We start from the raw sequence: 24,845 nt of genomic DNA on the forward strand, positions 1-24,845 counted from the left end.
GTCCTGTCCATCAGCTCCCGGCCGAGACCGGGAAGTAGAGCGAGAAGGGTTCGTCGACGACCTCGTGCAGAGGCCGGAAGCGGATGGCGGCGGGCTGGCCGAGGGTGCGGTAGCCGCGGAGCCACTGGGTCCACTGCCGCTCGTTGTCGGGGGCGAGCAGGGCGGGGGCGTCCTCGAGGCGGCCGCGGAGGCTCACCTCGCGGTCGACGAGGCCGGCCAGCACGACCGGCCCCTCGACGAACGCGACGGTGCCGGGCTCGTCCGGGATCGGCACCGCGCGGATCTCCGTGCCGAAGGCGAGGTCGACGACGGTGCGGCCGCCGGGGTGCGTCAGCAGGAGCTCGCCGTCGAGGCGCTCGACGTGTGCGCTGTCGCCCGCGACGCCCGGCTCGCCGACGGTCCACTCCGGCACCCGGATCCGCACCTCCAGCGCGACCCCCTCCGCCGACTCCACCGAGACCCGGATCCGCGAGGCGGAGGGCCGGTGCGCGTCGCCCGCCTCCCCCGCGTTCGCATCGGGCCCGACGTAGCCGGCGTTGTCGAGCACCTCGACCCGCACGGCCACCTCGCCCGCCGCGGTCGCCACGCAGACACTCGCGTCGACGTGCTGCGCGATCGTCAGCTCGGCGTCGCCACCGCGGTAGAAGACGAGACCGGAGTGGCGGGTGTGCGCCTGCACCAGCGTGCCGTGGCAGCACCAGAAGTCCTCGGTCGGGCTGCCCCAGTCCTTGCGTGCGCCGCCCTCCAGCGGGAGGAAGTAGGCGACCATCCCGGTCCTCGGGTTCTGCTGGGCGAGCAGGCCGTTCCAGAGGTTCCGCTCGATGTAGTCGGCGTAGGCGAGGTCGCCGGTCCAGCGCAGCAGCACATCGGCCAGCCGGATCATGTTGTAGACCGTGCAGTGCTCCTGCGTCTTCTCGCCGCGGCGGGCGGCGAACTCGAACGGCGGCGTCCAGATCTCGCCCGAGGTCTGGCCGCCGGTGCAGAAGGTGCCGCGGAGGACGACCGCCTGCTCCCAGTAGGCCTCGACGATCCGCCGCCAGCGCTCGTCGCCGGTGACCTCGTGGGCGCGGGCGGCGCCGAGCACCTCGGGGATCGTGGTGTTGGCGTGCATGTTGGTCAGCACGTCGCGGCCCTCGAGCAGACCCTCGAAGAGCGAGCAGCGGTCGTAGCGCTCGAGCAGCTCGGCGTAGACGGGGTCGCCGGTGATCGCGAGGAGGTCGGCCCAGACCTCGAGCATGCCGCCGGTCTCGACCTCGAGGATCTCCTGGAACGCGTCGTCGTCGAAGCCGCGGACCCACTCCAGCAGCGGGGTCGTCGCGTCCCGGGCCATCCGGAGCGCCCGCTCGTCGCCGAGGTCGAGGTGCAGGTCGACCAGGCCCATCAGCAGCTTGTGCATCGCGTACTGCGGCGCCCAGATCGGGCGACCGGTCGCGAGGCGGTCGAGGTAGCCGCGCGGGATCGCCCAGATCCAGCCGCCGCCGTTCTCCTCCTGGCAGCGCTCGAGGCCGTCGAGCACGGAGTCGATCCGGACGCGGAGCAGCGGGTCGCCGGTGACCGCGACCTCGCGCGCCGCGGCCGAGAGCCAGTGGCCGAGGAAGTGGCCGCGCAGCTGCGAGCCGGGCGTCTCCCAGCCCCAGTGCCGGTCGAGACCGCGGGCCTCGCGCGACTCCTGGGACGGGTGCAGGTGCCAGCCCTGGTCGCCGATCCCGGCCTCGATGCGGAAGTTCTGCAGCAGCCCCTCGTCGGTCAGCGAGAGCAGGTAGTCGCGGTTGAGCCGCCGCCGGGCGTCGAGCACCCCGCGCTCCAGGCGGGTCTCGTGCGGGGCCGGGTGGGTCAGCGGCATGGGTGCTCCTCGTCGTCGAGTGGGTGGGGTGTGCGGACCGGCGCCCGGCGGAGGGAGGCGGTGGTCGAGATCGATCTCTCACTGTACTCAGACCAGGATCGACGGTAGGAATGTCATCATGCAATCCCCGAGAGTGATCCATCTCGTCGCCGATGACGTGTCCGCCCTCCTCACTCAGTCGGGAGGCGACCTGCCCGTGCTGCTGCACTGGGGTCCGCGGATCGACGCGAGCGACGACGACCTCGCCGGTTTCGCAAGAACCCCCGAGAGGACGGGGATGGACGGCGGTTCGGACGTGCCCTACGAGCCCGGGATCCTTCCCGCGCACACCTTCGGCTGGGCCGGCCTGCCCGGTCTCCGGGTGCACCGCGAGGGCGCCGGCTGGTCGCCGCGGCTCACCGTGGACGCCGTCTCGGTGGACGGCGAGGCCCTCGCGGAGGGCGCCGTCGTGCAGCCCGGGAGCGCCGCCGTGACGGTCGAGGCGCAGGACGCGCAGGCCGGAATCGGGGTCGTCCTGGAGATCGTTCTCTCGCCCGCCGGCCTCCTCCGGACCCGCGTCTCCGTCCGCAACGACGGCGCCGGGAGCCTCGAGGTGATCGGCGTCGACCCCGCCCTCCGGATCCCCACCGAGGCCCGCGAGATCCTGGACTTCTCCGGCCGCTGGGGCACCGAGAAGATCCCGCAGCGCCACCCCGTCGTCACCGGCAGCCACTCGCGCTCCTCGCGGCGCGGCCGCACGGGCCTGGACGCGACGACGGTCGTCGCGATCGGCACCCCCGGCTTCGACGCGGCCGACGGCCGGGTCTGGCTCTGCCACGTCGGCATCGGCGGCAACCACGAGCACGCCGTCGAGCGCGGCGACGGCTGGCTCGCCTTCCGCGGCGGCGAGCTGCTCCTGCCCGGCGAGGTCCGCCTCGCGAGCGGCGAGAGCTACTCCTCCCCCTGGATCTCCGGCAGCTTCGGCCACGGCCTCGACGCCGCGGCGGCCCGCTTCCACGCCCACCTCCGCGGGCGCTCCCGCTCCTCGCTCCGCCCGCGCCCGGTCACCCTCAACGTCTGGGAGGCGGTCTACTTCGAGCAGGACTTCGCGACCCTCGCCGAGCTCGCCGACCGCGCCGCCGCCCTCGGGGTCGAGCGCTACGTGCTCGACGACGGCTGGTTCCTCGGCCGCAGCGACGACCGCGCGGGCCTCGGCGACTGGACGCCCGACCCCGTCTCCTGGCCGGACGGCCTCCTCCCCCTGGCCGAGCACGTCCGCGGCCGGGGCATGGAGTTCGGCCTCTGGGTCGAGCCCGAGATGATCAACGAGGACTCCGACCTCGCCCGCGCGCACCCCGACTGGATCCTGCGCGCCCGGGAGGAGCTGCCGCCGCAGTTCCGCTTCCAGCAGGTACTCGACCTGACCAATCCGGACGCGTTCGCGCACCTCCTCGGCGTGCTCGACGGGCTGGTCGCCGACCTCGGCGTCGCGTACCTGAAGTGGGACCACAACCGCGATCTGATCGACGCCGGGCACCCCGCCACCGGCACAGCCGCCGTGCACGAGCAGACGCTCGCGCTCTACCGGCTGATCGACGAGCTGCGCGAGCGGCACCCGGAGCTCGAGATCGAGAGCTGCGCCTCCGGCGGCGGCCGCGTCGACCTCGGGATCCTCGAGCGCACCGACCGCGTGCACACCTCCGACAACCAGGACCCGCTGGACCGCTCCAGGATGCTGCGCTGGACCGGGCTGCTCGTGCCGCCGGAGATGCTCGGCTCGCACGTCGCCTCGCCGGTCAACTCCGTCACCGGCCGCACCAGCGACCTGCACACCCGCTGCGCGATCGCCTTCCTCGGCCACTTCGGCATCGAGTGGGACCTCCGCGAGCTGGACGCCGAGGAGGAACCGGTGCTGGCCGGCTGGATCGCGGCGTACCGCGAGCACCGCGGGCTCATCGCCACCGGGCGGGTCGTCGGCAGTGGCGACTCCGACCCCGACGCACCGTCGCTGCGCGGTGTCGTCGCGACCGACGGCTCCGAGGCGCTCTACACCTTGGTCACGCCGTCACTGACGGCGGACTCGCGCCGCCGCGTCCGCCTCCCGGGCCTGGACCCGCGGGCCCGCTACCGCGTCGAGGCCGCGCGCCCCGGCTCGCTCGGCCCGCCCTGGCAGAGCCCGCGCTGGCTGGAGGCGACCGTGCCGCTCGACTCCGACGCCCCGGCCCCCGCCTACTCGGGGAGCCTGCTGGGCGAGGCGGGCCTGGACCTGCCGACCTTCCACGCCGACCGCGCGATCGTCCTGCGGCTCGTCCGCGTCGACGCGTGAGCACCGCCACGTGAGCGCCGCCGCCCCGACCACTGCCGACTCGCCCGCCACCACCCTGGAGCACCCCGTGAACACCACCGTCACCGTCGACCTCGACCGGCCCGGCGCCACCATCAGCAAGCACGTCTACGGCCACTTCGCCGAGCACCTCGGCCGCTGCATCTACGACGGCTTCTGGGTCGGCGAGGACTCGCCCGTCCCGAACGCCGGCGGGATCCGCCTGGACGTCGTCGAGGCCCTGCGCGCCCTCGACATCCCCAACCTCCGCTGGCCCGGCGGCTGCTTCGCCGACCGCTACCACTGGACCAACGGCATCGGCCCGCGCGAGGAGCGCCCCGGCCTGATCAACACCCAGTGGGGCGGGGTCGCCGAGGACAACTCCTTCGGCACCCACGAGTTCATGGCGCTCTGCGAGCTGCTCGGCGCCGACGCCTACATCTCCGGCAACATCGGCTCCGGCACCGTGCAGGAGATGGCGGACTGGGTCGAGTACCTCACCGGCTCCGGGAAGTCGCCGATGGCGGACCTCCGCCGCTCGCACGGCCGCGAGGAGCCGTGGACCGTCCGCTACTGGGGCCTGGGCAACGAGACCTGGGGCTGCGGCGGCAACATGCGCGCCGGCGCCTACGCCGACCTCGCCCGCCAGTTCGGCACCTTCGTGCAGAGCGGCAACGACGTGCCGCTGCACCGCATCGCGGCCGGCGCCGACGGCGCGGACACGCACTGGACGCAGACCCTGATGGAGGTGATCCCCGAGATCGAGGGGCACCCCTTCTCCTCCGTGCCGTGGGAGTCGGTCTCGGTGCACTACTACACGATCGGCGGCAGCTGGCACGCGAAGGGCAGCGCCACCGACTTCGACGCGGACACCTACTGGAGCACCATCGTCGCCGCGCAGGGCATCGAGGAGCTGCTGCGCTCGCACGCCGCCGTGATGGACGTGCACGACCCCGAGAAGAAGTACGGGATGGTGCTCGACGAGTGGGGCACCTGGTGGGACGTGGAGCCGGGCACGCACCCGGGCTTCCTCTTCCAGCAGAACACCATCCGCGACGCGATGGTCGCCGGGATCCACTTCGACGTCTTCCACGCCTTCGCCGACCGGCTCTCGATGGCGAACATCGCGCAGACCGTCAACGTGCTGCAGGCGATGCTGCTGACCGACCCCGACGGCGGCGAGATGGTGCGCACCCCCACGTACCACGTGTTCGAGATGAACAAGGGGCACCAGGACGCGACGGTGCTGCCGACCACGGTCGCCGGGCCGACCCACGCGGTCGACGGGCGCGAGATCGCGCTGGCCTCCGCCTCCGCCTCGGTGAAGGACGGGCGCGTGCTGGTCTCGATGACCAACGTCGACCTGGACGAGCCGCTGGAGATCGAGCTGTCCTTCCGCGGCGGTGCCGTGACCGGAGCGACGGGGCGGCTCCTCACCGCCGACTCGCCCCAGGCGCACAACCGGCCGGGCGACGCCGACGCGGTCAGCCCGATCGCGCTCGAGGGGCTGGAGACCACGGCGACGGGGCTGCGGGTGACGCTGCCGCCGCACTCCTTCGCGACGGTGTCGCTGGAGCTGGCCGGGGAGGCGGCGGGCTCGCTCGTGGCAGGGTCGGACGTGGCAGGGTCGAAGGCATGATCGCCGCACGCACCGAGGCCGCCCGCCGCCCGCCGATGGGCTGGAACAGCTGGGACTGCTTCGGCTCCTCCGTCACCGAGGACGAGGTGCTCGCCAACGCCGAGTACCTCGCCGAGCACCTGCTGCCGCACGGCTGGGACACGGTCGTCGTCGACATCCAGTGGTACGAGCCGGACCCCGGCACGAGCGACTACCAGGAGGTGTCGGAGCCGGTCCTTGACGACTGGGGTCGGCCGCAGCCCGCGGTGGGGCGCTTCCCCTCCGCTGCGACCGGAGGCTTCACCGCGCTGGCCGCGCGCGTGCACGCCCTCGGGCTGCGCTTCGGCGTGCACCTGATGCGCGGCGTGCCCCGCCGGGCGGCCGAGCTCGGGCTGCCGGTGCTCGGCTCCGACGCGACCTGCGCCGACATCGCCGACCGCGGCAACGTCTGCCCCTGGAACCCGGACAACTACGGCGTCGACATGACGGTGCCGGGCGCGCAGCAGTACTACGACTCGGTGATGGCGCAGCTGGCCTCGTGGGGCGTCGACTTCGTCAAGCTCGACGACGTCCTCTACCCGCCGATCCAGGCCGACGAGATCGCCGCGCTCTCCCGCGCGATCGACGCGACCGGCCGGCCGATGGTGCTGAGCCTCTCGCCGGGCAAGCAGCTCTCGCTGGAGAACCTGGACCTGCTGCGCGACACCGCGCAGATGTGGCGGATCTCGGACGACTTCTGGGACGACTGGGGGCACCTGCAGGAGCAGTTCCAGCGCGCCGCGCGCTGGGCGCCGCACCAGCGCCCCGGTGCCTGGGCCGACGCCGACATGCTGCCGCTCGGCCGGATCGGAGTGCGGGCGCACGTGGGCGAGGACCGCCTCTCGCGGTTCACCCCCGCCGAGCAGCGCACGCTGGTGACGCTCTGGTGCCTGCTGCGGTCGCCGCTGATGATGGGCGGGCACCTGCCGGACACCCCGCCCGAGACGCTCGCGCTGCTGAGGACGACGACGTCCTCGCACTGCTGTCCAGCGAGGGCAGCCGCGAGATCGTCCGCGACGGCGACCTCGTCGTCTGGAGCGCCTGGCAGGGCGACGTGCAGTGGCGCGGCGTCTTCTGGCTCGGCGACGCCCCGCGCGAGTACTCCGCGCACCTCGCCGACCTCGGCTGCACCGGCACCCCCGTCGACGTCTGGACGGGCGAGCCCCTCCCCGTCGCCGACGGCGCCGTCGCCCTGACCCTCGAGCCCCACGGCGCCCACCTGCTCCGCTTCGCCTGACCCGCCGGCCCGCCCGCCCACTCCTCGTTCTCGGGAGAAGCGGGGCGCGGCGCTGCCCATGCTGATCGAGTAGCGACCGCAGGGCGCGTATCGAGATCCACCGTCACCGAGACGCCGGGTCTCGATACGCCGCTCCGCGGCTACTCGACCAGCAACAAGGGAGCCGCTGCGCGGCTGCTCGGCCGGCGTGAGGGGCCGCTCCGCGGCTGTTCCATCAGCAGGAGCAGGGCGCCGCTGCGCGGCTCCACGACCTCCATGGCAGCTCGCGCGCACTCCCCGATGATTCGACCAGCACCCGAAGGGCACGGATCGAGTGCGACCTCACGCCGGAAAGTCCTCGCTCAACCACGGTGTGAGGATTTCCACACAGAGCCCGACTGTGCACTTTTCCTCACAGAAGCGTATTGTGAGGAAATACCCACAGCTGAAGTGCGACACGACTCGCACTCGAGACCTCAGGAGGAGCCGTGCCGACCATCAAGGCTCGCAAGGCGAGCGATCTCGCCTCGATCGTCCGCGCTGTTCGCGAGGAGTCCGGCCTGAGCCAGACCGAGCTCGCAGAGCGAATCGGCCTGTCGCGCGAATACGTCGTGAACCTGGAGACCGGGCAGCCGACGCTCTACGCGCGAAGACTGTTCCGCATCATGCACGAGCTCGGTATCGCCGTCTCCCTCGAGTACCGAGACTCCGCTCGTGATGACGACGGCGTCACCGCTTCGAACAAGCACAAGTGATCTTGGCGAGGATCGACGTCGGGCGACTTCGAACACGTGGGTCTCGATACGCCGCTCCGCGGCTACTCGACCAGCAAAGAGGGGCACCGCTCCGCACCTCCTCGAACGCAACCGACCAGCGCCGGCGCATCAGGCTGATCGAGTAGCGCCCGCAGGGCGCGTATCGAGATCCGGCGTCACCGGGAGGGTGGGTCTCGATACGCCGCTCCGCGGCTACTCGACCAGCATGGGGGGCCGCTCCGCGACTACTCGACCAGCATGCGGGTCCGCTCCGCGGCTACTCGACCAGCGAAAAGGGAGCCGTTGTGCGGATAGTCGACCAGCATGCGGGAGCCGCTGCGCGGCTGCTCGGCCGGCATGCGGGGCCGCTGCGCGGCCGCTCGACCGGCGTGCTGCCGCGAGTGCGCAGAAGTTGCGGTAGTCGAGCGCGACTACCGCAACTTTCGCGTTCTGGGGGCGGGTCAGGACTCCGTGTCGGTGAGGGCGTCGAGGCGGGCGACGTCGTCGGCGGAGAGGTCGAAGTCGACCTGGGCGTTCTCGCGGATGCGCGAGGGGGTCGTCGACTTCGGCAGCGGCAGCACGTCCTTCTCGAGGAGGTAGCGGATGCAGAGCTGCGCCACGGAGACGCCGTTCGCCTTCGCGATGTCGGCGAGGTCGGAGTTCTCCAGCAGGCCGCCGGTCGCCAGCGGCGAGTAGCCCTCGACGAGGATGCCGTTGGTGCGGCAGTAGTCGGTCGTCTCGTCCTGGGTGTTGCCGACGAACCAGCGGATCTGGTTCGCGTGCGGCTTCACGTCGGTCGCCGCGATCAGCGACTCCAGGTCGTCGACCGAGAAGTTGGAGACGCCGATGGCGCGGGCGCGGCCGGAGTCGTAGATCTCCTCCATCGCCTTCCAGGCCGCGATGTTGCCGTCGCGGTGGTCCGAGCCCATGTCCGACCACGGCCACGGCGCGTGGATCAGGTACAGGTCGACGTGCTCGAGCTCGAGCGCCGCCATCGTCGTCTCGAAGCTGTCCTTCGCACCGGCGTGGTCCTTGACCTCGGCGGGCAGCTTCGTGGTGATGAAGACCTCGTCACGCGGGATCCCGCTGTCTCGCAGGGCCCGGCCGACGCTCGCCTCGTTGCCGTAGCCGCGGGCGGTGTCGATGTGGCGGTAGCCGGCCTCGAGCGCTGTGGTCACCGCGTCGTAGGCGTCGGCGCCGTCCTCGATCTGCCAGGTGCCGAAGCCGATCTTCGGGATCTCGACCCCGTTGGACAGGGTGAAGGTGTCGGTCAGTGCAGGCATGTCTCTCCTCGAGAAGTCCGGCCCCGCGCGCGTCCTCGCGCCGGGGGTGCTGCTGTTCACGGTAGGCGCGCGGGGCGCGGCGCGCAGGCCCCTTGCGGACCCGCCTCCTGCTGATCGAGTAGCGCTCGACGGGCGCGTATCGAGATCCGCCGTCGCCGGGGACGTGGGTCTCGATACGCCGCTGCGCGGCTACTCGACCAGCATGAAGGACAGGAAGGAGGCGCCGCTCCGCCCCATGCTGATCGAGTAGCCCGCGGAGCGGGCGTATCGAGATCCACCGGCGTCAGAAGGCGAGTCTGCAGGCCCGTCCTACTGGGGACGGTGGGTCTCGATACGCCGCTGCGCGGCTACTCGACCAGCATGGTGGGGGGGGCGGGTCAGCCCCGGGTCACCGACCACGGGGTGCGGAGGGCGCGCTCGGCGAGCACGCGGCGCGCGCCCGTCAGCGCGACGTCGGCGGTCTGCGCGGCGGCGGCCGCGGACGGCCCGGCGATCAGGCGCAGCGGGCCCGGGTCCACGCTGAGCGCGCCGTCCTCGCCGGTCGCCGCGAGCCGCGCCGCCTCGACGCGGAAGTGCACGGTCAGCGACTCCCCCGCGGCGATCGGCACGCGCGCGTAGCCGAGCAGCTGCACGGCCGGCCGCACCACGGGCGCGGTCGGGTACGCGGCGTACAGCTGCACCACCTCGACGGAGTCCTCCCCGCTGTTGCGGATGGTCACCGCGGCATCGAGCGCCCCGTCCACCGCCAGCGCGGCCGGCGCCGTCAGCGCCTCGTAGGTGATCGCGCCCCGCGTCAGCCCGAAGCCGAACGGGTGCAGCGGCGTGTTGTCGAGCGCCGTGATGCCCGGATTCGACAGCCCGAGCGACGGCTGCAGGTAGGTCGTCGACGCCGACGGGAGCCGCGGGATCTGCACGGGCAGGCGCCCGGTCGGCGAGACCCGCCCCGAGAGCACGCCGGCGACCGCGGCCGCCCCGTCCGCCCCGGGGAAGAACGCCTGCACGATCCCGCGCGCCGCTCCGTAGGCGCCGAGCGCGTAGGGCCGGCCCGAGAGCACGACGAGCACGGTCGGCACGCCGGTCGCGAGCACCGCCGCGACCAGCTCGTCCTGCGCACCCGGCAGCCGCAGGTCGGCGGCGTCGCAGCCCTCGCCCGAGGTGCCGTCGCCGAACAGCCCGGCCACGTCGCCGACGACGACCACGGCCGCGTCGCTCGAGCGCGCCGTCGCGACGGCTTCGGCGATCGAGGAGGTGTCCGCGGAGGTGATCGACCCGCCGGCCGCGAAGCGCACCCGCTCCTCGCCGAGCTCGGCGCGCAGGGCGCTCAGCACGGTCGGGATCGCGATCCCGAGGTCGTGCCCCGGGTGCTTCGAGAGCACGTGGTTCGGGAAGGCGTAGCAGCCGACGAGGCTGCGGAACTGGTCCGCCGCCGGGCCGACCACGGCGACCGTGCCCGCGGCGAGCAGCCCGGTCACGTCGTCGTCGCGCAGCAGCACGACCGACTCCTCCGCGATCCGGAGCGAGATCGCCCGGTTGCGCGCGCTGTCGAGGTCCACCGACTCGGCCCCCTCGGGCACGAGCGGCCCGCCGTCGAGCAGCCCGGCCTCGAACTTGTGCCGCAGGTGCCGCTCGACCGAGCGGTCGAGGTCGCGCTCGTCGACGACGCCCTCGCGGATGAGCCGCGGCAGCTCGCCGTAGGCCGCGGTCTGCGGCAGCTCGACGTCCACGCCGGCGCGGATCGCCAGCCGCCCCGCGTCGGCGGTGTCGACCGCGACGTGGTGCATCGCCTGGAGGAACGGCACGGCCCAGTAGTCGGCCACGACCGTCCCCTCGAAGCCCCACTTCTCGCGCAGGATCGTGGTCAGCAGGTGCCGGCTCGCGCTGCTGGGCACGCCGTCGATGTCGGTGTACGAGGTCATCACGCTGCGCGCGCCGCCGTGCCGCAGCGCGGCCTCGAACGGCGGCAGCACGGTGTCCGCGATCTCGCGCGGCCCCATGCTGACGGGAGCGTGGTTGCGGGCGCCGCGGGAGGCCGCGTAGCCGGCGAAGTGCTTGAGCGTCGCGATGACGCCGGTCGACTCGAGCCCGGCCACGTACGCCGTGCCGAGCTGCGAGACCAGGTACGGGTCCTCGCCGAGAGTCTCCTCCACACGGCCCCAGCGGTAGTCCTTCACCACGTCGACCACGGGCGCGAGCCCCTGGTGGATGCCGAGGGCGCGCATGTCGGAGCCGATCGCCTCCGCCATCTCGCCGACGAGGTCCTCGTCGAAGGTGGCCGCCCAGGCGAGCGGCGTCGGGAAGGCGGTCGCGCCGTACGCGGCGAGCCCGGTCAGGCACTCCTCGTGCGCGATCGCCGGGATGCCCAGGCGCTGCGAGCCGACGACCCGCTCCTGCAGCTCGCGCAGCCGGCGCACCCCCTCCGGCACCGAGACGGGCTCGGTGCCGAAGACGCGGGTGAGCTGGCCGAGACCGCCGGCGAACGGATCCGCCGCGGTCTCGGGTCCGCCCTCGAGCTTCGGCGCGAAGTCGTCGGCGGAGTCGGTGAGCCAGACGGAGCCGAGCTGGGCCGCCTTCTCCTCGAGCGTGAGCTCGGCGGTGAGGAGGCGGGCCCGCTCGCCCGCGGAGAGCGAGCGGTCCCGCCAGCCGCCGTGCTCGACGCTCTCGCCGGCCGTGCCGCCGCTCTCGCCGCTCCGGTCGTCGCGGGGCTCGCCGGCCCGGTCGGAGGGGACGAGCGTGGTGGAGGCGTCGCGCATCAGCCCTTGAACGCCCCGTCCATGATCCCGGACACCATGCGGCGGCCGACGAAGAAGAACGCGATCAGCAGCGGCAGCGTGGCCATGAACGAGCCGCCCATCGCCAGCGCGACGTCGATCGAGCGGTTGGCCTGCAGCTGCTTCAGCGCGATCTGCACCGTGAACAGCTCCGGCGACTTCAGCACGATGAACGGCCACATGAAGTCGTTCCAGACCGCCGTGAAGGTGATCAGTCCGAGCACGAACGCCGCCGGGCGGACCACCGGGAAGGCGATGCGCCAGAACAGCTGCCAGGAGTTGGCGCCGTCGATGCGGGCCGCCTGGATCAGCTCGTCGCTGACCGTGGTGGACATGTGCTGGCGCATCCAGAAGATGCCGAAGGCGCTGGCCAGACCCGGGACGATGATCGCCTGCAGGGTGTCGACCCAGTCGAGGGCCGAGACGATCAGGTACTGCGGGATGATGCTCAGCTGCGCCGGCACCGTCATGGTCAGCAGCACGATCAGGAACAGCACGTTGCGGCCCGGGAACTGCAGCTTCGCGAAGGCGAAGCCGGCCATCGCGCAGAGGATCGCGGAGAGGACCGCGATGCTCAGCGAGACGATCAGCGAGTTGAACAGCGACGCGACGAACGGCACGGTGTCGAACACCTTCTCCGCGATCGCGAAGAAGTTCGTGCCCGGGTACAGGCGCGGCGGGATCGACGTGACGGCGGTCGCTCCGACCGACGCGATGACGAACATGTAATAGAGAGGGAACACCGAGACGAGCACGGCGACGACGAGGAAGACGTACGTCGGCCAGCCGACTCCGCCGCCCTTGCCGCGGCGCTTCGGGAGCACCTTCGGAGTGGTGCCGGTGGCCACGGCGCGGGCCTGCGGCAGGGCCTGATCGATCACATCGGACATCAGACGGCCGCCTTCCGGGTGCGGGTGGACAGGTAGAAGTTGATCAGCGAGACGACCACGACGATCACGAACAGCACGACGCCGATGGCGGAGCCGTAGCCGAACTTGAACTGGCCGAAGCCCTGCTCGTAGAGGAACAGCGCGAGCGTCTGGCACTGCCGGCCGGCCCCGCAGGTGAGGCCCGATTCGGGAGCCACCAGGAGCGCCTCGGTGAAGATCTGCAGACCGCCGATGGTCGACATGATCACGGTGAAGACGATGATCGGGCGCAGCGCCGGGATGGTGAGGTGGCGGAACTGCTGCCAGCTCGAGGCGCCGTCGACCGAGGCGGCCTCGAACATCTCGCGCGGGAGCGACTGGAGCCCCGCCAGATAGAGGAGCGTGTTGTAGCCGAACCAGCGCCAGAAGACCATCGTCGAGATGACGATCCAGGAGCCGTAGTTGGTGGCCAGGAAGTTGATCGAGGGCAGTCCGAAGATGCCGAGGAACCAGTTGATCAGGCCGAAGTTCTTGTCGAAGATCTGCGCGAAGACGATCGCGGTCGCCGCGACGGAGGTGATGTAGGGCACCAGCAGCGCCATGCGCCAGAAGTTCGCCCAGCGCAGTCGCGCGTGGTTGAGCAGGTGCGCCAGGAAGAGCGCGAAGAGCAGCTGCGGCACCGTCGAGATGATGAAGATGCCGAAGGTGTTGACCAGGGCGTTCCAGAACCGGCTGTCCGCGAAGAGCTGCTGGAAGTTCGCGAGGCCGACGAAGGTCTGCTCGCCGATCGGGTTCCAGTCGAAGAGCGAGACGTAGAACGTGAAGAGCAGCGGGAAGAGCCCGAAGACGATGAAGATGAGGAAGAAGGGCGCGACGTACGCGTAGGGGGCGATCCGCTCCGAGAGGGAGTTGCGGATCTTCGCGGCCTTCTGGACCGGGACACTGGGCTGCTTGCGCTGCTTGGGGGGACGTATGGCTGTCGCCGTTGACACGTGGGTTACCTCCGTCGAAGGGGCGGCCCGGCGCACGAGGCGCCGGGCCGCTCGGGTGGGTGGGGCGATCAGCCGCCGATGGCCTGCTTGGCCGTGTCGAGGGCCGTCGTCCACGCCTTGTCGGAGGTGACGTTGCCCGCCTCCAGCTCGACGAGGGTGTTCAGCAGGGCGCCGTTGATCGGCGTCGTGTCAGGACCGTTGTAGAAGGAGGGGAACTGCTCGACCGAGGTGGCCATGACCTCGCCGATCTTCGAGTCGCCGAAGAACGGGTCGGTGTAGTTGCGGACCTCGTCGCTCGCGACCGCCTCGGTGGCGGCGGGCAGGGTGCCCGAGGCCGCGAAGTGGTCGGTCTGGCCCTCGGCGGACATCATCGTCTCGATGTACTGCCAGGCGGCCTCGGGGTGCTCGGCGCGGGCCGGGATGGCGATGACGCTGCCGCCCCAGTTGCCGCCGACGCCGGGGACGCTCGTGACGCGCCAGTCGCCCGCGGTGTCGGGGGCGTCGGTCTTGATTCCGGCGAGGATCCACGACGGCGCGATGGTCACGGCGAAGGCGCCGTTGGCGCGGCCGGGGGCCCAGCCCGAGGACCAGGCGGCGATGCCGGCGCTGATGCCCGCGTCCTTGGTGTCCACGGCGACCTGGAACGCGTCCTTCACCTGCGGGTTGGTGTCGTAGACGAGCTCGCCGTCGGGCGAGTAGTACTTCTCGGAGACCTGGTTGACGGTCGAGAAGAAGACGCTGGTCTCGATGTTGTCGATGAACGGCTTGCCGGTGGCCTCGGTGTACTTCTCGCCCATGGCGATGAAGGACGGCCAGTCCTTCCACATCTCGGCGACCTCGGCCGGGTCGGTCGGCAGGCCGGCGGCCTCGAAGAGGTCGGCGCGGTAGGCGAAGCCGAGTCCGCCGACGTCGGTGGGCACGCCCACGACGGAGCCGTCGTCGGCGGTCGCCGCGGAGGCGGCCCACGGGAGGTAGGCGGAGGCCACGTCGTCGCCGCCGAGGGTGCGCAGGTCGAGGAAGTTCGAGCTGTTGGCGACGAACTGGGGCAGGTCGTCGTTCTGGATCATGACCAGGTCGGGCACCTTGCCGCCGGCGAGCGCCGCGGTGAGGGCGGTCGCGGTCTCGGTGGTGCTGCCGACCTCGGAGAGCTTGATCTTCGCGTCGGGCATCTTGGCGAGGTACTCGTCGACGCTGTCCTTGGCGTTGATGCCGGTGAAGGACCAGAAGGTCGCTTCGGCGTTCGGGTCGTCGGACGCGCCGCCGCCACTGCCGGATGAGCATCCGGTGAGGGCGAGGGCCACGGCGGCGGCTGCTGCGGCGACGGCCGTCAGTCTTCTGTTCACGATTGTTCCTCTTCGTCGGGGATTCGCGGTGGGCGGTCTCGCGGTGGAGACCCAGGGGGCAGAGAACGATCTCTTGGACGCCAAGGTAGCTCGCCTTCCACACTCGTGCAAGCGCGATCTTCGAGTCGTTATCGCAGCGTGAGATATCGATCTCCCCTAGTATTCAGAAGAACTTTCGCAAATCGGACCGCTTCGGCCCAGGGGGAGGCGTCCCCGTGGGACTCTGGAGATCGAGCACCCGGCGCCCCGGCCCGCTCCCCTCCTCGTTCAGAAGGATGCAGCCATGACCCGACCCACGCTCGTGGACGTCGCCCTGGCCGCGGGCGTGTCCCGCGCCACCGCCGCCCGGGTCCTCGCGGGCGGCACGAACGTCGACGTCCGCATGTCGGCCGCCGTCGAGCACGCCGCCAAGCAGCTCGGCTACGAGGCGAACAGCGCCGCGCGGATGCTGCGCGGTGGCCGCTCCGGGGCGATCGCGCTGATCGTCGCCTTCAATGAGCTCGACAGCCTCACCGGCACGTTCTTCACCTCGGTGCTCAAGGGCGCCGCGAAGGGCCTCTACGCCGCCGAGGTGCAGCCGGTGCTGCTGCCCGCCGACCACGACGACGGCGACCGCATCCCCAAGTTCCTCCGCTCGCGCGCGGTCGACGGAGCGATCGTGATCCTGCAGCACGAGATCACCCACCTGGCACAGGCGCTCGCCGACTCCCCCGTGCCGATCGCCTGGGTCGGCCGGCCGCGGGTGGCCCTGGCCGAGGACGCGATCGTGATCGACTCCGACAACTACGGTGGCGGCCGGCTCGCTGCCCGCGCGCTGGCGGACTCCGGCCGGCGACGGCTCGGGATCATCGCGGGCCCGCACGACATGGAGCCCGCCCGCGACCGCATCCGCGGCTGGCGCGACGAGCTGGCCGAGCTCGGCCTCGACCACGGCCCGATCGTGCACGGCGAGTTCACCCTCGAGAGCGGCTCGGCGGCGATGGCTCGGCTGCTGCAGCGCCACCCCGAGCTCGACGGCGTCTTCGCCTCCTCCGACCTGATGGCCAACGGCGCGATCCGCGTGCTCCAGGCCTCGGGCCGGCGCGTCCCCGACGACATCTCGGTGGTCGGCTTCGACGACGTGGTGATCGCGACCACGTCGAGTCCGACGCTGACCACGATCCGCCAGCCGCTGGAGGACATGGGGCGGGTCGCCGCCGAGACCGTGGTCGCCGTGGTGGCCGGCCGCGAGGTCGACCGGCAGCCGATCCTCGCGACGACGCTCGTGCAGCGGGAGTCGGCGTGACGCCGCCGCCGCACCGGCTGATCGTCAGCACCGACGCCGCGAACGAGGCGGACGACCAGTTCGCGATCGTGCAGGCGCTGCTGACCCCGACGCTCGATGTCCGAGCGCTGGTGGCGGCGCACTTCGGCCGGCCCGGCAGCATGCGGGAGTCGCGGGCGGAGATCGATCGCGTGGTGGCGCTCGCCGGGGTCGACGTGCGGGTCGTGGACGGGGCACCGGCGGCGCTGGACGGCGGCGGTTCCGCGGAGTCCGTGGCGTCGGACGGCTCGCGGGTGATCGCCGAGGAGGCGCTGCGCGGCGAGGGCCGGCTCTGGATCGCCGTGCTCGGCCCGCTGACCGACGTCGCCGCGGCCCTGCTCGCCGAGCCGTCGATCGCCGACCGCGACGTCGTCGTGGTCTGGGTGGGCGGCCCGCCCTACGAGGGCATCGCCGCGTACCACCCGGAGTTCAACCTCATCAACGACGTCGCCGCCGCGAACGTCGTGCTCGCCTCCGGAGTCGCCGTCTGGCAGATCCCGATGCCCGTCTACACGATGGTCGGCGTCGGCCACGCCGAGCTGCGCACGCGGCTGGGCGGCACGAGCCCGCTCGGCGACTACCTCGTCGACCAGCTGATCGCCTTCAACGCGACGATCCCCTACGGCCCGCTCGACTTCCGCTCCCTCGGCGACAGCCCCGCGATCGGCGCCGTGATGAACCCCGCCGGCGGCCGCTGGCGCGCCGTCCCCGCCCCGCGCTTCACCCCCGCCGGCGACCTGCAGCCCGGCGTCGGCCCGCACCCCATCCGGGTCTGCGAGTCCTTCGACACCCGCTGGCTCCTCGAGGACCTCTTCGCGAAGCTCCTCGAGTTCGGCCGCGCCCGCCGCTGATCGGCCCGCGAGGCGTCCCCGAACCGTCGAGGCAGCCCGCTACGGCAGGACGCCTCGACCGTTCGAGGACGCCTCGCCGTCAGAGCACCAGCCGGGAGCGCTGTTGATCGCCGCGGGGAGTCGAAGGCGTCGCGTGGCTGATGCTCCGCGCTCCAGGGCGAGCAGCGGCGAGGTCGCGGCTAGGCGCGGGCCGCCTTGACGTACGCGACGAGGGCGTTCGCGTGCCCGTGTCCGAGGCCGTGCTCGGCCTTCAGCCAGGCGACGACCTGCATGTGGGTCTCGGTGTCGAGCCGCTCGTCCACCAGGTCGAGCCACTCCTGAACGGGGCGGCCGTAGGTGGTCTCGATGCTGGGGAAGTACGACGCCGGGCCCTTGGGCTTCGAGCCGTCGGCGGGAGGGTCCGGAGCGAGGACGCGCGAGGGGGTCATGCCGGTCACTGTAGCGGCGCCGGGGCGGCGGGTCTCGATACGCGGCTGCGCCGCTCCTCGACAAGCATGAAGGGGACGCCGCCCTGCGATGCCGGGCCGGCAGAGCCATGCTGATCGAGTAGCCCTCGCAGAGGGCGTATCGAGATCCACCCGCCTGGAGACGTGGGGTCTCGATACGCGGCTGCGCCGCTACTCGACCAGCATGGATGGCCCGCCCCACCCCACGGCAGCCCGCGGGCCGCAGCATGCTGATCGAGTAGCGCCCCCAGGGCGCGTATCGAGATCGCGCTTCTCCGGCGGAGCGGCGTCGACGCCGGTCGTCAGCGCTGCTGTTCGACCCGGCCCTCTCCCGGCGCGGGCTCGAGGTCGTCCGACGACGGTTCTGGAAGGGCGCCGGCCGCCGGCGGCTCCGCGCGCAGGTACTGCGCCGAGATCGTGCGGTACGAGCGGGTGAGCATCGCGGCGCCGGCCGCGACCACCATGATCACCCCGCCGATCAGGAAGACGAGCGCGATCCCCCGCCCGACCCCGTCGCCGAGCAGCCAGCCGTAGGCCGCCCGCCCGTCCGCCGACTCCATGTACGGGATCAGCGCGAACTCGGCGATCGGCGCGATGAGGAACGCGGTGATCGGCGCCGCCGCCGATTCCAGCGCGGCGGCGAAGCCGAAGACCCGCCCCTGCGTCTCGAACGGGACCACCTTCTGCACGACCGTCTGCTCCGCCGCCTCCACCGCCGGGATCAGCGTCATGTAGACCCAGATGCCGCCGGCGTAGAGCCACCACCAGTCGCGGAGGGTGAAGACCGCCCCGATCACGCCCATCACCATCACGAGCAGCAGCATCGTCCGGATCGGGTTCCGGCCGAGCCCGAGCCTCGCCACTAGCAGCCCGCCGATGATGAAGCCCGTCGCGGTCACGCCGAGCACGACGCCCCAGAGCTCCACCGGGAACAGCTCGAGCCCGTAGGGATCCATCAGCGCCAGGTACACGCCGCCGATCAGATTGTTGAAGGTCGAGAAGACGATCAGCGCGAACAGGCCGGTCGCCGCGCGCACCGCCGTGATGCTCCCCCGCAGATCGATCAGCGGGGCCCGCGAGCCGGCCGCCGCGGGCACGGCCTCGGCGATCCGCAGGAACAGCAGGTGCACGAGCGCCGCAGCGGAGACCCCGATCGCGATCAGCAGCGTCCAGCCCATGCCGAGCAGGCCGATCGACAGCCCGCTGAACACGCTCGTCACCACGAACGCGAGCCCCTGCACCGTGCCGACCAGGCCGTTCGCGTTCGCGTGGCGCTCCACCGGGACCATCAGCGTCACCGTCGTCGACAGCGCGATGTTCCGCATGTTCTCGATGACCGCGCCGAACAGGACCGTGCCGGAGAAGACCCAGAACCAGGGCCCGCCGAAGTCCAGCAGCGTCGCCTCCGGCAGCGCGAGGTAGAGGCCGCCTGCGACGCCGAACGACGCCAGCGTCACCGCCCCGGCGAACAGCATCACCCGGTGCTTCCGGTGCCGGTCCACGATCGTCCCGAACGCCATCGCGAAGACCGCGACGAGCAGCATGTACGCGCCGCCGATGATCCCGGTGGCGAGCACCGAGCGCGTCTCGAGGTACACCCAGAAGGTCAGCGCGAACCAGAGGAAGCTCGTCGTCACGTTCGCGACGGCGGTGTTGACGAGGATCCAGCCGAAGGTGCGCAGGCTCGCGGCGCTCGGCTCCGGAGTGCCGGAGACGGGGACCGATCCGGGGGCGTCGGTCGAGGACATGGCTTCCCTCCGCTCGAGGACGGCCGGTCCGGAGTCCTGCCAGAGCACCGTCGCAGCCACTGTAGGCCCGCGCCGCCGACCGGTCGAGAGCCGAGCGCGGACGCGGCGTCACCGCGGACGCCGTCGCGTCACTCCGCTCGCGGCAGCGCCACCCCCATCCGGTAGAACCGGTCCGCCGTCCCCGCGAACACCGCGAGCCGCTCAGGCGGCGAGAGCTGCGCCGTCAGCGCGTCGAACGCCGAGTACAGCTCGGTGAAGGAGCTGTAGAGCCCGTCCACGGGGAAGTTGCTGCCGAACATCGACCGGTCCGGACCGAAGACCTCCAGAGTCTCGAGGACGAACGGCGCGATCGACTCCCGAGTCCAGGAGTGGTCGTTGGTCCCGAGCGCCGAGATCTTGACGACGGTGTTCTCCTGCGCGGCGACCGCCGCCAGGCCCGCGCGCCACTCGGCGACCGACTCCGGATCGCGCCCGATCGGCATGCCCAGGTGATCGAGCACGATCGCCGTCCCCGGGAAGTCCGCGGCGAGCGCCGCCGCCTCCGCGAGCTGCGAGGGGAACACCTGCAGATCGAACGAGAGCCCCACCCCCTGCAGCCGGCCGAAGTTCGCCCGCCAGACCGGATCGCCGAGGACGTCGCCCCGGTCCCGGTGGCTGAAGACCGGGTCCGGATGCCAGTTCAGGATGTCGCGGACACCGCGGGTGACCGCGAACGCGGCGTGCTCCTCGAGCAGCCGCGGCGCCTCCGGATCGAGCAGCGACACGTGCGCGACGTGCACGGTCGGCACCGTGCTCTCCCGGGCGAGCGCGTCGATCCACGCGGTCTCGGCGAGCGCGTCGGCGGCTCCGTTCTCGACGTGCACGGAGGCGAGCAGCGTCACGTCGCGGGCGTCCGCACGGTAGTCGTCGACGCGGTAGGAGCGGCGGAGCGGGCGGTCGTCGCCGTGGTAGCGGAACGGCTCGGCGGGTCCCTCCAGCCACGGGTACGAGCGGCGCAGGTCGGTGAGGTGGTGGTGCGCGTCGATGACGACGAGATCAGGCATGCGGCTCCTCCGGTCGGTGAGCGAGCCCGGCGAGCGTGCGGTGCACGCCGGTGTGGTCGAGGTCGCCGTCGCCCTCGGCGATCATCCTCTCGAACAGCGCGGTCACCGCGGCGGTGGCCGGCAGCACGACGCCCTCCGCGGCGGCGGACTCGGCGATGAAGCGCAGGTCCTTGAGCTGGTTGCGCGCGCTGCCGCCCTCGGCGAAGTCCTCGTCGAGCCACTTGCGGCTCTTCTGCTCCAGGACCTCGGTGCGCGCCAGCCCGCCCTGCAGGAGCTCGACGACAGTGGCCGGGTCGAGACCGGAGCTCCGGGCGAGCAGCAGGGCCTCCGACACCACGGCGACCGTGCCGGCGACGACGATCTGGTTGCAGAGCTTGGCGGTGGCACCCGCTCCGCTCGGCCCGAGGTGGCGGACCGTGCGCCCGAGCCGCTCGAAGACGGGGAGCACGCGGGCCACCGGCTCGTCGGCGCCGCCGACCATGATGCTGAGCGTCGCGTCGCGGGCGCCGACCGTTCCGCCGCTGAGCGGGGCGTCGACCACCTGCACACCGTGCTCCGCGGCGAGGCGGCGGGCGAGCCCCGCGACCGCGATCGGCGAGACGGTGCCGTGCACGACGAGCACCGGAGCGGCGATCCCCGCCGCGCGCCAGCCCGCGAGCAGGCCGTCCTCGCCCTCGAGCAGCGACTCGACCTGCACCAGATCGGGCAGCACGGTCAGCACGACGTCGCCGGCCGCCGCCGCAGGGGTCGGCGCGACCACGGCGCCGAGCTCCGCGAACGGCGCGGCCCGCGACGCCGTCCGGTTCCACACCGTGAGCGCCCCGCCCGCGAGCAGGTTCCGCGCCATCGGCGCGCCCATCGGCCCGAGGCCGAGCAGCGAGAGACTCACGCGCCGGACCCCGCGGGCGCCACGTCGGCGAGCTCCTGCGGCGCGACGTCGTCGAGCAGCACCCGCGCCTCGAAGCCGAGCAGCTCGCGGGAGCGGGTCAGGTCGAGCCCGACCGCGCGCCCCTCGAGCCGCCCGCGCGGGACGTCCGGGGCGATCGCGTCGAGCACGTCCGCGGTGCTCCCTCGCAGATAGGTGAGCGGAGCGGCCACCAGGATCCCCGGCGCCGGCGGCGTCTCGTGCAGCAGCGCCGCGAGCACGGCCCGCGCCGAGTCCGCGGCGTCGAGATAGCTCCAGCCCTCCGCCGCCTGCCGTCGCGGGTCGGCCGCCAGCACCGCCCGCAGGTGCGCGCCGAACACGCGGCCGCTCTCCACGGTGATGTCGCGGACCAGCGGGTAGCGCAGCCCGGTGAGGCTCAGCCCCCAGGTCGCGTGCGCCATCCGCGCCGCGTCCTCGGTCGCGAGCTTGGACAGCGAGTACTCGTCCGAGATCCGCGGCTCCGCATCCTCGGAGTAGGGGAAGACCGGCGGCAGCACCTGCTCGGCGCCGAGCGGGTAGCCGTTCGCGTTGATGCTCGAGGCGTAGACGACCTTCGCGACCCCGGCCGCGGCGGCGGCGGCGAACACCGCGAAGCTGCCCACCGCGTTCACCCGGTAGGTCTCGACCGCGTCCGCCATGCCCAGCCCGGCGTAGCCGCCCAGGTGCACCACCGCGTCCTGCTCGGCCACCGCCTCCGCCAGCACGGCCGGATCGGTCACGTCGCCGACGATCGAGCGGACGTCCGCGTCCGACGCGACCCGGTCCAGGACGGTGACCACCGCCCCCTCCGCCTGCAGCGCCGCGACCGTGGGCCGGCCGATCAGGCCGCAGCCGCCCGTCACCAGGACGCGGGCCCCGTCGAGCGTGGTCAGCCGCGCCGTCGCGCTCCACCTCGCCGTCATGCGCGCACCGACGGCGTCGACTCGGTGGGCGGGGCGGCGACGTCCTCGCGCTGCTTCTTTCTTCCCCGCGAGAGCATCGGCCAGCCCTTGCTGCCCTGGTCGAGCGTGACCGCGATGAGGACGACGAGTCCGGTCACGATCTGCTCGTAGAAGCTCGGCACGTTCAGCAGCACCAGGCCGTTGGTGAGAGCGCCGAGGATCAGCGCGCCGACCAGGGTGCCCGCGATGCGGCCCTCGCCGCCCATCAGGTTCGCGCCGCCGATGACCGCGGCCGCGATCGCGGTCAGCTGGTACGGGCTGCCCGCGTCCGGCTGCGCCGCGTTGATCCGGGCGACGATCACCAGGCCGGCCAGCGCCGAGAGACCGCCGGAGATGCAGTACACCGCGATCTTCACCCGGTGCACCCGCACACCCGAGAGCCAGGCGGTCTCCTCGCTGCCGCCCACCGCGATCACGTTCTGGCCGAAGACGGTCTTGCGCAGCAGCAGCCAGGCCGCGATGCCGACGACCGCCACGATCAGCACGACGACGGGCACGCCGCCGACGTAGCTGTTGAGCAGCAGGATGAACTCCTTCGGCACGTCGTAGACCGGCTTGCCGTTGGTGGCGACGTACGCGCCGCCCTGGAAGACGCTCATCGTGCCGAGCGTCGCGATGAACGGCGGCAGGTTCAGCTTGGTGACCAGCAGCCCGTTGATCCCGCCGCAGACGAGGCCGAGGACGATGCCCGCGGCCAGCCCGAGCAGCGGCGGCACCCCGCCGTTGACCAGCAGCGACGCACTGACGATGCCGACGAAGCTCGCCATCGCGCCGACCGCGAGGTCGATGCCACCGGTGATGATGACGAAGGTCAGCCCGATGCCGATGATCGCGTTCACGCTCGCCGACACCGCGACGTCGCGGAGGTTGCCGAGGGTGAGGAAGTTGGGGTTCAGGACGCCGAGGACGACGAAGAGGACGACCGCGGCGAGGTAGATGCCGAAGGCCTGGAGGTTGAAGGAGCGGCGGGGCGGCGTGGCGACGCCCCCGGTCTCGGGGGAGGTCATGAGATTCCTTTCGCGACGCCCATGGCGTTGGTGACGATGCTGTGCTCGGTGATGTCGTCGCCGATGTGCTCGGAGACGAAGCGGCCCGCCCTCATGACGAGGACCCGGTCGCTGAGGGAGATGATCTCGGGCAGGTCGCTCGAGACGACGATCACCGCGTGCCCCTCGGAGGCGAGCTGGTCGATGAGCTCGTAGATCTCGACCTTGCCGCCGACGTCGACGCCCTTGGTCGGCTCGTCGAAGAGGAAGACGCTCGCGCCGAGCCAGATCCACTTCGCGATCACGATCTTCTGCTGGTTCCCGCCGGAGAACTGGCGCGCGTTCAGCCGGACGTCGGCCGGGCGCAGCGACATCCGCCGGCCCATCTCCTCCGCCGTCGCGATCTGCCGCTTCGTGCTGATGAACGGACCGAAGCCGTTGAGCTGCCGATCGGAGGTGAGGGCGACGTTCGCGTAGGCCGGGGTCTGCAGCACGAGTCCCTGGTGCTTGCGGTCCTCCGGGATGAAGGCGATCCCCGCGTCGCGGCTGTCGCGCGGCGAGCGCACCTTGAGCGTGCGGCCGGCGAGCCGGACCGTGCCCTCGCTGCCCTCGTCGGCGCGGATCAGCGCGCGGAGGAACTCGGTGCGCCCCGAGCCGACCAGGCCCGCGATGCCGACGACCTCGCCGCGCCGCACCTGGATCGACTCCGGCCCGACGCCGCTCGGGTGCGTGACGCCGGAGGCCTCGAAGTGCACCTCGGCGTCCGCGGCGACCGGGTGCCGCCGCTCGAACGAGAGCAGCTCGCGCCCGACCATCCGCCGGACGATGTCCTCGGAGGACGTCTCGGCGATCGGCGCGTCGTAGGCGGGCCGCCCGTCGCGGAGGACGACGACCGTGTCCGAGACGCTCATCACCTCCGGCATCTTGTGCGAGACGTAGATCACGCCGACGCCCCGCCCGTGCGCGATCTCGCGCACCCGGGTCAGCACGCCCTCGACGTTGTGCTCGAGCATGCTCGTCGTCGGCTCGTCCAGGGCGACGATCTTGGCGCCGAAGGCGAAGGCCCGCGCGATGGTGAGCGCGTGCCGCTGCGCCGGGCTCAGCCGGCCGACGGGCGTCCGCCCGTCCATCGGGAAGCCCATCCGGTGGACGTCCTGGAGGGCCTGGTCGATGTCGTCCTGGGCGGAGGCGCGCTGCGCGCGCGTGCGCCCGAGCAGCAGGTTCTGCGTCACCGTGAGCTGGGGCACGATGGCCGGCTCCTGGTGCGCGATCCGCACCCCCTCCGCGAGGGCCTGGCGCGAGGTGTACTCCATCCGCCGCACGCCGTCGATGGTGATCGAGCCGCGATCGGGGCGGAGGGCGCCGCCGAGGATGTTGAGCAGGGTGCTCTTCCCCGCGCCGTTCTCGCCCGCGAGCGTGCGGATCTCACCGCGTTCGAGGGTGAAGCTCACGCCGTCCAGGGCGCGGACGCCGGGGAACGACTTCGCGATGCCGCGGACCTCGAGCAGATGCTCGGCCATGTTCCGTCTTCTTTCCTGATCGAGAGGGGCCTTGCCGGGAGTGCGCCCCGCCGG

Annotated in this window: 20 protein-coding genes; 7 read left to right on the top strand and 13 right to left on the bottom strand. The window is 72.1% G+C overall.

All coding sequences use genetic code 11. The features are described from left to right. Nucleotides 1–10: 10 nt before the first annotated feature. Entirely contained in the window at nucleotides 11–1,843 is a 1,833-nt protein-coding gene (locus tag HQQ86_RS12195; protein ID WP_173288373.1) for a beta-L-arabinofuranosidase domain-containing protein, read from the bottom strand. 118 nt (nucleotides 1,844–1,961) lie between these two features. On the opposite strand from HQQ86_RS12195, the gene HQQ86_RS12200 reads away from it, so the two are divergent. The 4 genes from HQQ86_RS12200 to HQQ86_RS12215 all read left to right on the top strand — a co-directional run bounded on the left by HQQ86_RS12200 (nucleotide 1,962) and on the right by HQQ86_RS12215 (nucleotide 7,773). Continuing rightward, on the top strand, nucleotides 1,962–4,148 hold the full coding sequence (locus tag HQQ86_RS12200) for an alpha-galactosidase (RefSeq protein ID WP_173288375.1): 2,187 nt from the start codon (nucleotides 1,962–1,964) through the stop codon (nucleotides 4,146–4,148). Between the two features lie 67 nt (nucleotides 4,149–4,215). Then, on the top strand, nucleotides 4,216–5,784 hold the full coding sequence (locus tag HQQ86_RS12205) for an alpha-L-arabinofuranosidase C-terminal domain-containing protein (protein WP_173288804.1): 1,569 nt from the start codon (nucleotides 4,216–4,218) through the stop codon (nucleotides 5,782–5,784). Next, nucleotides 5,781–6,998, top strand: a complete 1,218-nt coding sequence (locus HQQ86_RS12210) for a glycoside hydrolase family 27 protein (RefSeq protein ID WP_254071996.1) — start codon at nucleotides 5,781–5,783, stop codon at nucleotides 6,996–6,998. The genes HQQ86_RS12205 and HQQ86_RS12210 overlap by 4 nt, the downstream gene beginning before the upstream one ends. A 508-nt stretch (nucleotides 6,999–7,506) precedes the next feature. Further along, nucleotides 7,507–7,773 carry a helix-turn-helix transcriptional regulator gene (locus tag HQQ86_RS12215; RefSeq protein ID WP_173288377.1) on the top strand — a complete coding sequence of 89 codons (267 nt, stop codon included), beginning with the start codon at nucleotides 7,507–7,509 and terminating at the stop codon, nucleotides 7,771–7,773. A 461-nt stretch (nucleotides 7,774–8,234) separates the two neighbouring features. On the opposite strand, the gene HQQ86_RS12220 is transcribed toward HQQ86_RS12215, so the two are convergent. Beyond that, nucleotides 8,235–9,056 carry an aldo/keto reductase gene (locus HQQ86_RS12220; RefSeq protein ID WP_173288379.1) on the bottom strand — a complete coding sequence of 274 codons (822 nt, stop codon included), beginning with the start codon at nucleotides 9,054–9,056 and terminating at the stop codon, nucleotides 8,235–8,237. On the opposite strand from HQQ86_RS12220, the gene HQQ86_RS12225 reads away from it, so the two are divergent. Next, nucleotides 9,055–9,306: a hypothetical protein gene (locus tag HQQ86_RS12225; protein ID WP_173288380.1), complete on the top strand. Its 252-nt coding sequence runs from the start codon at nucleotides 9,055–9,057 to the stop codon at nucleotides 9,304–9,306. The two genes, HQQ86_RS12220 and HQQ86_RS12225, sit on opposite strands and share 2 nt — an antisense overlap. 127 nt (nucleotides 9,307–9,433) lie before the next feature. Here HQQ86_RS12225 and HQQ86_RS12230 read toward each other — a convergent pair whose 3' ends face one another. The 4 genes from HQQ86_RS12230 to HQQ86_RS12245 all read right to left on the bottom strand — a co-directional run bounded on the left by HQQ86_RS12230 (nucleotide 9,434) and on the right by HQQ86_RS12245 (nucleotide 15,028). Continuing rightward, entirely contained in the window at nucleotides 9,434–11,806 is a 2,373-nt protein-coding gene (locus HQQ86_RS12230; protein WP_173288382.1) for a glycoside hydrolase family 3 N-terminal domain-containing protein, read from the bottom strand. After that, nucleotides 11,806–12,714, bottom strand: coding sequence for a carbohydrate ABC transporter permease (locus HQQ86_RS12235; protein WP_173288384.1), 909 nt, complete (start codon nucleotides 12,712–12,714; stop codon nucleotides 11,806–11,808). Before HQQ86_RS12235 ends, HQQ86_RS12230 begins: the two co-directional genes overlap by 1 nt. Beyond that, complete coding sequence (locus tag HQQ86_RS21300; protein ID WP_367948633.1) at nucleotides 12,714–13,685, bottom strand: carbohydrate ABC transporter permease; 972 nt, start codon at nucleotides 13,683–13,685, stop codon at nucleotides 12,714–12,716. Before HQQ86_RS21300 ends, HQQ86_RS12235 begins: the two co-directional genes overlap by 1 nt. A gap of 68 nt (nucleotides 13,686–13,753) precedes the next feature. Then, nucleotides 13,754–15,028, bottom strand: coding sequence for an extracellular solute-binding protein (locus tag HQQ86_RS12245; RefSeq protein ID WP_173288388.1), 1,275 nt, complete (start codon nucleotides 15,026–15,028; stop codon nucleotides 13,754–13,756). 283 nt (nucleotides 15,029–15,311) lie between these two features. On the opposite strand from HQQ86_RS12245, the gene HQQ86_RS12250 reads away from it, so the two are divergent. Both HQQ86_RS12250 and HQQ86_RS12255 read left to right on the top strand, forming a co-directional pair. Continuing rightward, complete coding sequence (locus HQQ86_RS12250) at nucleotides 15,312–16,313, top strand: LacI family DNA-binding transcriptional regulator (RefSeq protein WP_173288390.1); 1,002 nt, start codon at nucleotides 15,312–15,314, stop codon at nucleotides 16,311–16,313. Then, nucleotides 16,310–17,182, top strand: coding sequence for a nucleoside hydrolase (locus tag HQQ86_RS12255; protein ID WP_173288392.1), 873 nt, complete (start codon nucleotides 16,310–16,312; stop codon nucleotides 17,180–17,182). The genes HQQ86_RS12250 and HQQ86_RS12255 overlap by 4 nt, the downstream gene beginning before the upstream one ends. 179 nt (nucleotides 17,183–17,361) lie before the next feature. Here HQQ86_RS12255 and HQQ86_RS12260 read toward each other — a convergent pair whose 3' ends face one another. The 7 genes from HQQ86_RS12260 to HQQ86_RS12290 form a co-directional block, all read right to left on the bottom strand. After that, on the bottom strand, nucleotides 17,362–17,610 hold the full coding sequence (locus HQQ86_RS12260) for a DUF4287 domain-containing protein (protein ID WP_173288394.1): 249 nt from the start codon (nucleotides 17,608–17,610) through the stop codon (nucleotides 17,362–17,364). Nucleotides 17,611–17,930: 320 nt separating this feature from the next. Further along, nucleotides 17,931–19,376 carry an MFS transporter gene (locus tag HQQ86_RS12265; RefSeq protein ID WP_173288396.1) on the bottom strand — a complete coding sequence of 482 codons (1,446 nt, stop codon included), beginning with the start codon at nucleotides 19,374–19,376 and terminating at the stop codon, nucleotides 17,931–17,933. A 128-nt stretch (nucleotides 19,377–19,504) separates the two neighbouring features. Beyond that, on the bottom strand, nucleotides 19,505–20,419 hold the full coding sequence (locus HQQ86_RS12270; RefSeq protein WP_173288398.1) for an amidohydrolase: 915 nt from the start codon (nucleotides 20,417–20,419) through the stop codon (nucleotides 19,505–19,507). After that, complete coding sequence (locus HQQ86_RS12275; RefSeq protein WP_367948634.1) at nucleotides 20,412–21,308, bottom strand: NAD(P)-dependent oxidoreductase; 897 nt, start codon at nucleotides 21,306–21,308, stop codon at nucleotides 20,412–20,414. The genes HQQ86_RS12270 and HQQ86_RS12275 overlap by 8 nt, the downstream gene beginning before the upstream one ends. Then, a complete protein-coding gene (locus tag HQQ86_RS12280) occupies nucleotides 21,305–22,246 on the bottom strand; it encodes an NAD(P)-dependent oxidoreductase (protein ID WP_173288400.1) in 942 nt (313 codons plus the stop codon). The genes HQQ86_RS12275 and HQQ86_RS12280 overlap by 4 nt, the downstream gene beginning before the upstream one ends. After that, entirely contained in the window at nucleotides 22,243–23,292 is a 1,050-nt protein-coding gene (locus tag HQQ86_RS12285; RefSeq protein WP_123446898.1) for an ABC transporter permease, read from the bottom strand. The genes HQQ86_RS12280 and HQQ86_RS12285 overlap by 4 nt, the downstream gene beginning before the upstream one ends. Continuing rightward, nucleotides 23,289–24,791, bottom strand: coding sequence for a sugar ABC transporter ATP-binding protein (locus HQQ86_RS12290; RefSeq protein WP_173288402.1), 1,503 nt, complete (start codon nucleotides 24,789–24,791; stop codon nucleotides 23,289–23,291). Before HQQ86_RS12290 ends, HQQ86_RS12285 begins: the two co-directional genes overlap by 4 nt. Nucleotides 24,792–24,845 lie beyond the last annotated feature (54 nt).

The sequence above is a fragment of the Rathayibacter sp. VKM Ac-2857 genome, assembly GCF_013205025.1.
Taxonomy (GTDB): domain Bacteria; phylum Actinomycetota; class Actinomycetes; order Actinomycetales; family Microbacteriaceae; genus Rathayibacter.

Excerpts from the sequence above, each read along its gene's own strand:
- HQQ86_RS12285 (WP_123446898.1), bottom strand. The coding sequence starts at position 23,292 with ATGACCTCCCCCGAGACCGGGGGCGTCGCCACGCCGCCCCGCCGCTCC.
- HQQ86_RS12195 (WP_173288373.1), bottom strand. The coding sequence starts at position 1,843 with ATGCCGCTGACCCACCCGGCCCCGCACGAGACCCGCCTGGAGCGCGGG.
- HQQ86_RS12235 (WP_173288384.1), bottom strand. The coding sequence starts at position 12,714 with ATGTCCGATGTGATCGATCAGGCCCTGCCGCAGGCCCGCGCCGTGGCC.
- HQQ86_RS12225 (WP_173288380.1), top strand. The coding sequence starts at position 9,055 with ATGTCTCTCCTCGAGAAGTCCGGCCCCGCGCGCGTCCTCGCGCCGGGG.
- HQQ86_RS12250 (WP_173288390.1), top strand. The coding sequence starts at position 15,312 with ATGACCCGACCCACGCTCGTGGACGTCGCCCTGGCCGCGGGCGTGTCC.
- HQQ86_RS12280 (WP_173288400.1), bottom strand. The coding sequence starts at position 22,246 with ATGACGGCGAGGTGGAGCGCGACGGCGCGGCTGACCACGCTCGACGGG.
- HQQ86_RS12220 (WP_173288379.1), bottom strand. The coding sequence starts at position 9,056 with ATGCCTGCACTGACCGACACCTTCACCCTGTCCAACGGGGTCGAGATC.
- HQQ86_RS12260 (WP_173288394.1), bottom strand. The coding sequence starts at position 17,610 with ATGACCCCCTCGCGCGTCCTCGCTCCGGACCCTCCCGCCGACGGCTCG.
- HQQ86_RS12270 (WP_173288398.1), bottom strand. The coding sequence starts at position 20,419 with ATGCCTGATCTCGTCGTCATCGACGCGCACCACCACCTCACCGACCTG.
- HQQ86_RS12230 (WP_173288382.1), bottom strand. The coding sequence starts at position 11,806 with ATGCGCGACGCCTCCACCACGCTCGTCCCCTCCGACCGGGCCGGCGAG.
- HQQ86_RS12265 (WP_173288396.1), bottom strand. The coding sequence starts at position 19,376 with ATGTCCTCGACCGACGCCCCCGGATCGGTCCCCGTCTCCGGCACTCCG.
- HQQ86_RS12290 (WP_173288402.1), bottom strand. The coding sequence starts at position 24,791 with ATGGCCGAGCATCTGCTCGAGGTCCGCGGCATCGCGAAGTCGTTCCCC.
- HQQ86_RS12200 (WP_173288375.1), top strand. The coding sequence starts at position 1,962 with ATGCAATCCCCGAGAGTGATCCATCTCGTCGCCGATGACGTGTCCGCC.
- HQQ86_RS12210 (WP_254071996.1), top strand. The coding sequence starts at position 5,781 with ATGATCGCCGCACGCACCGAGGCCGCCCGCCGCCCGCCGATGGGCTGG.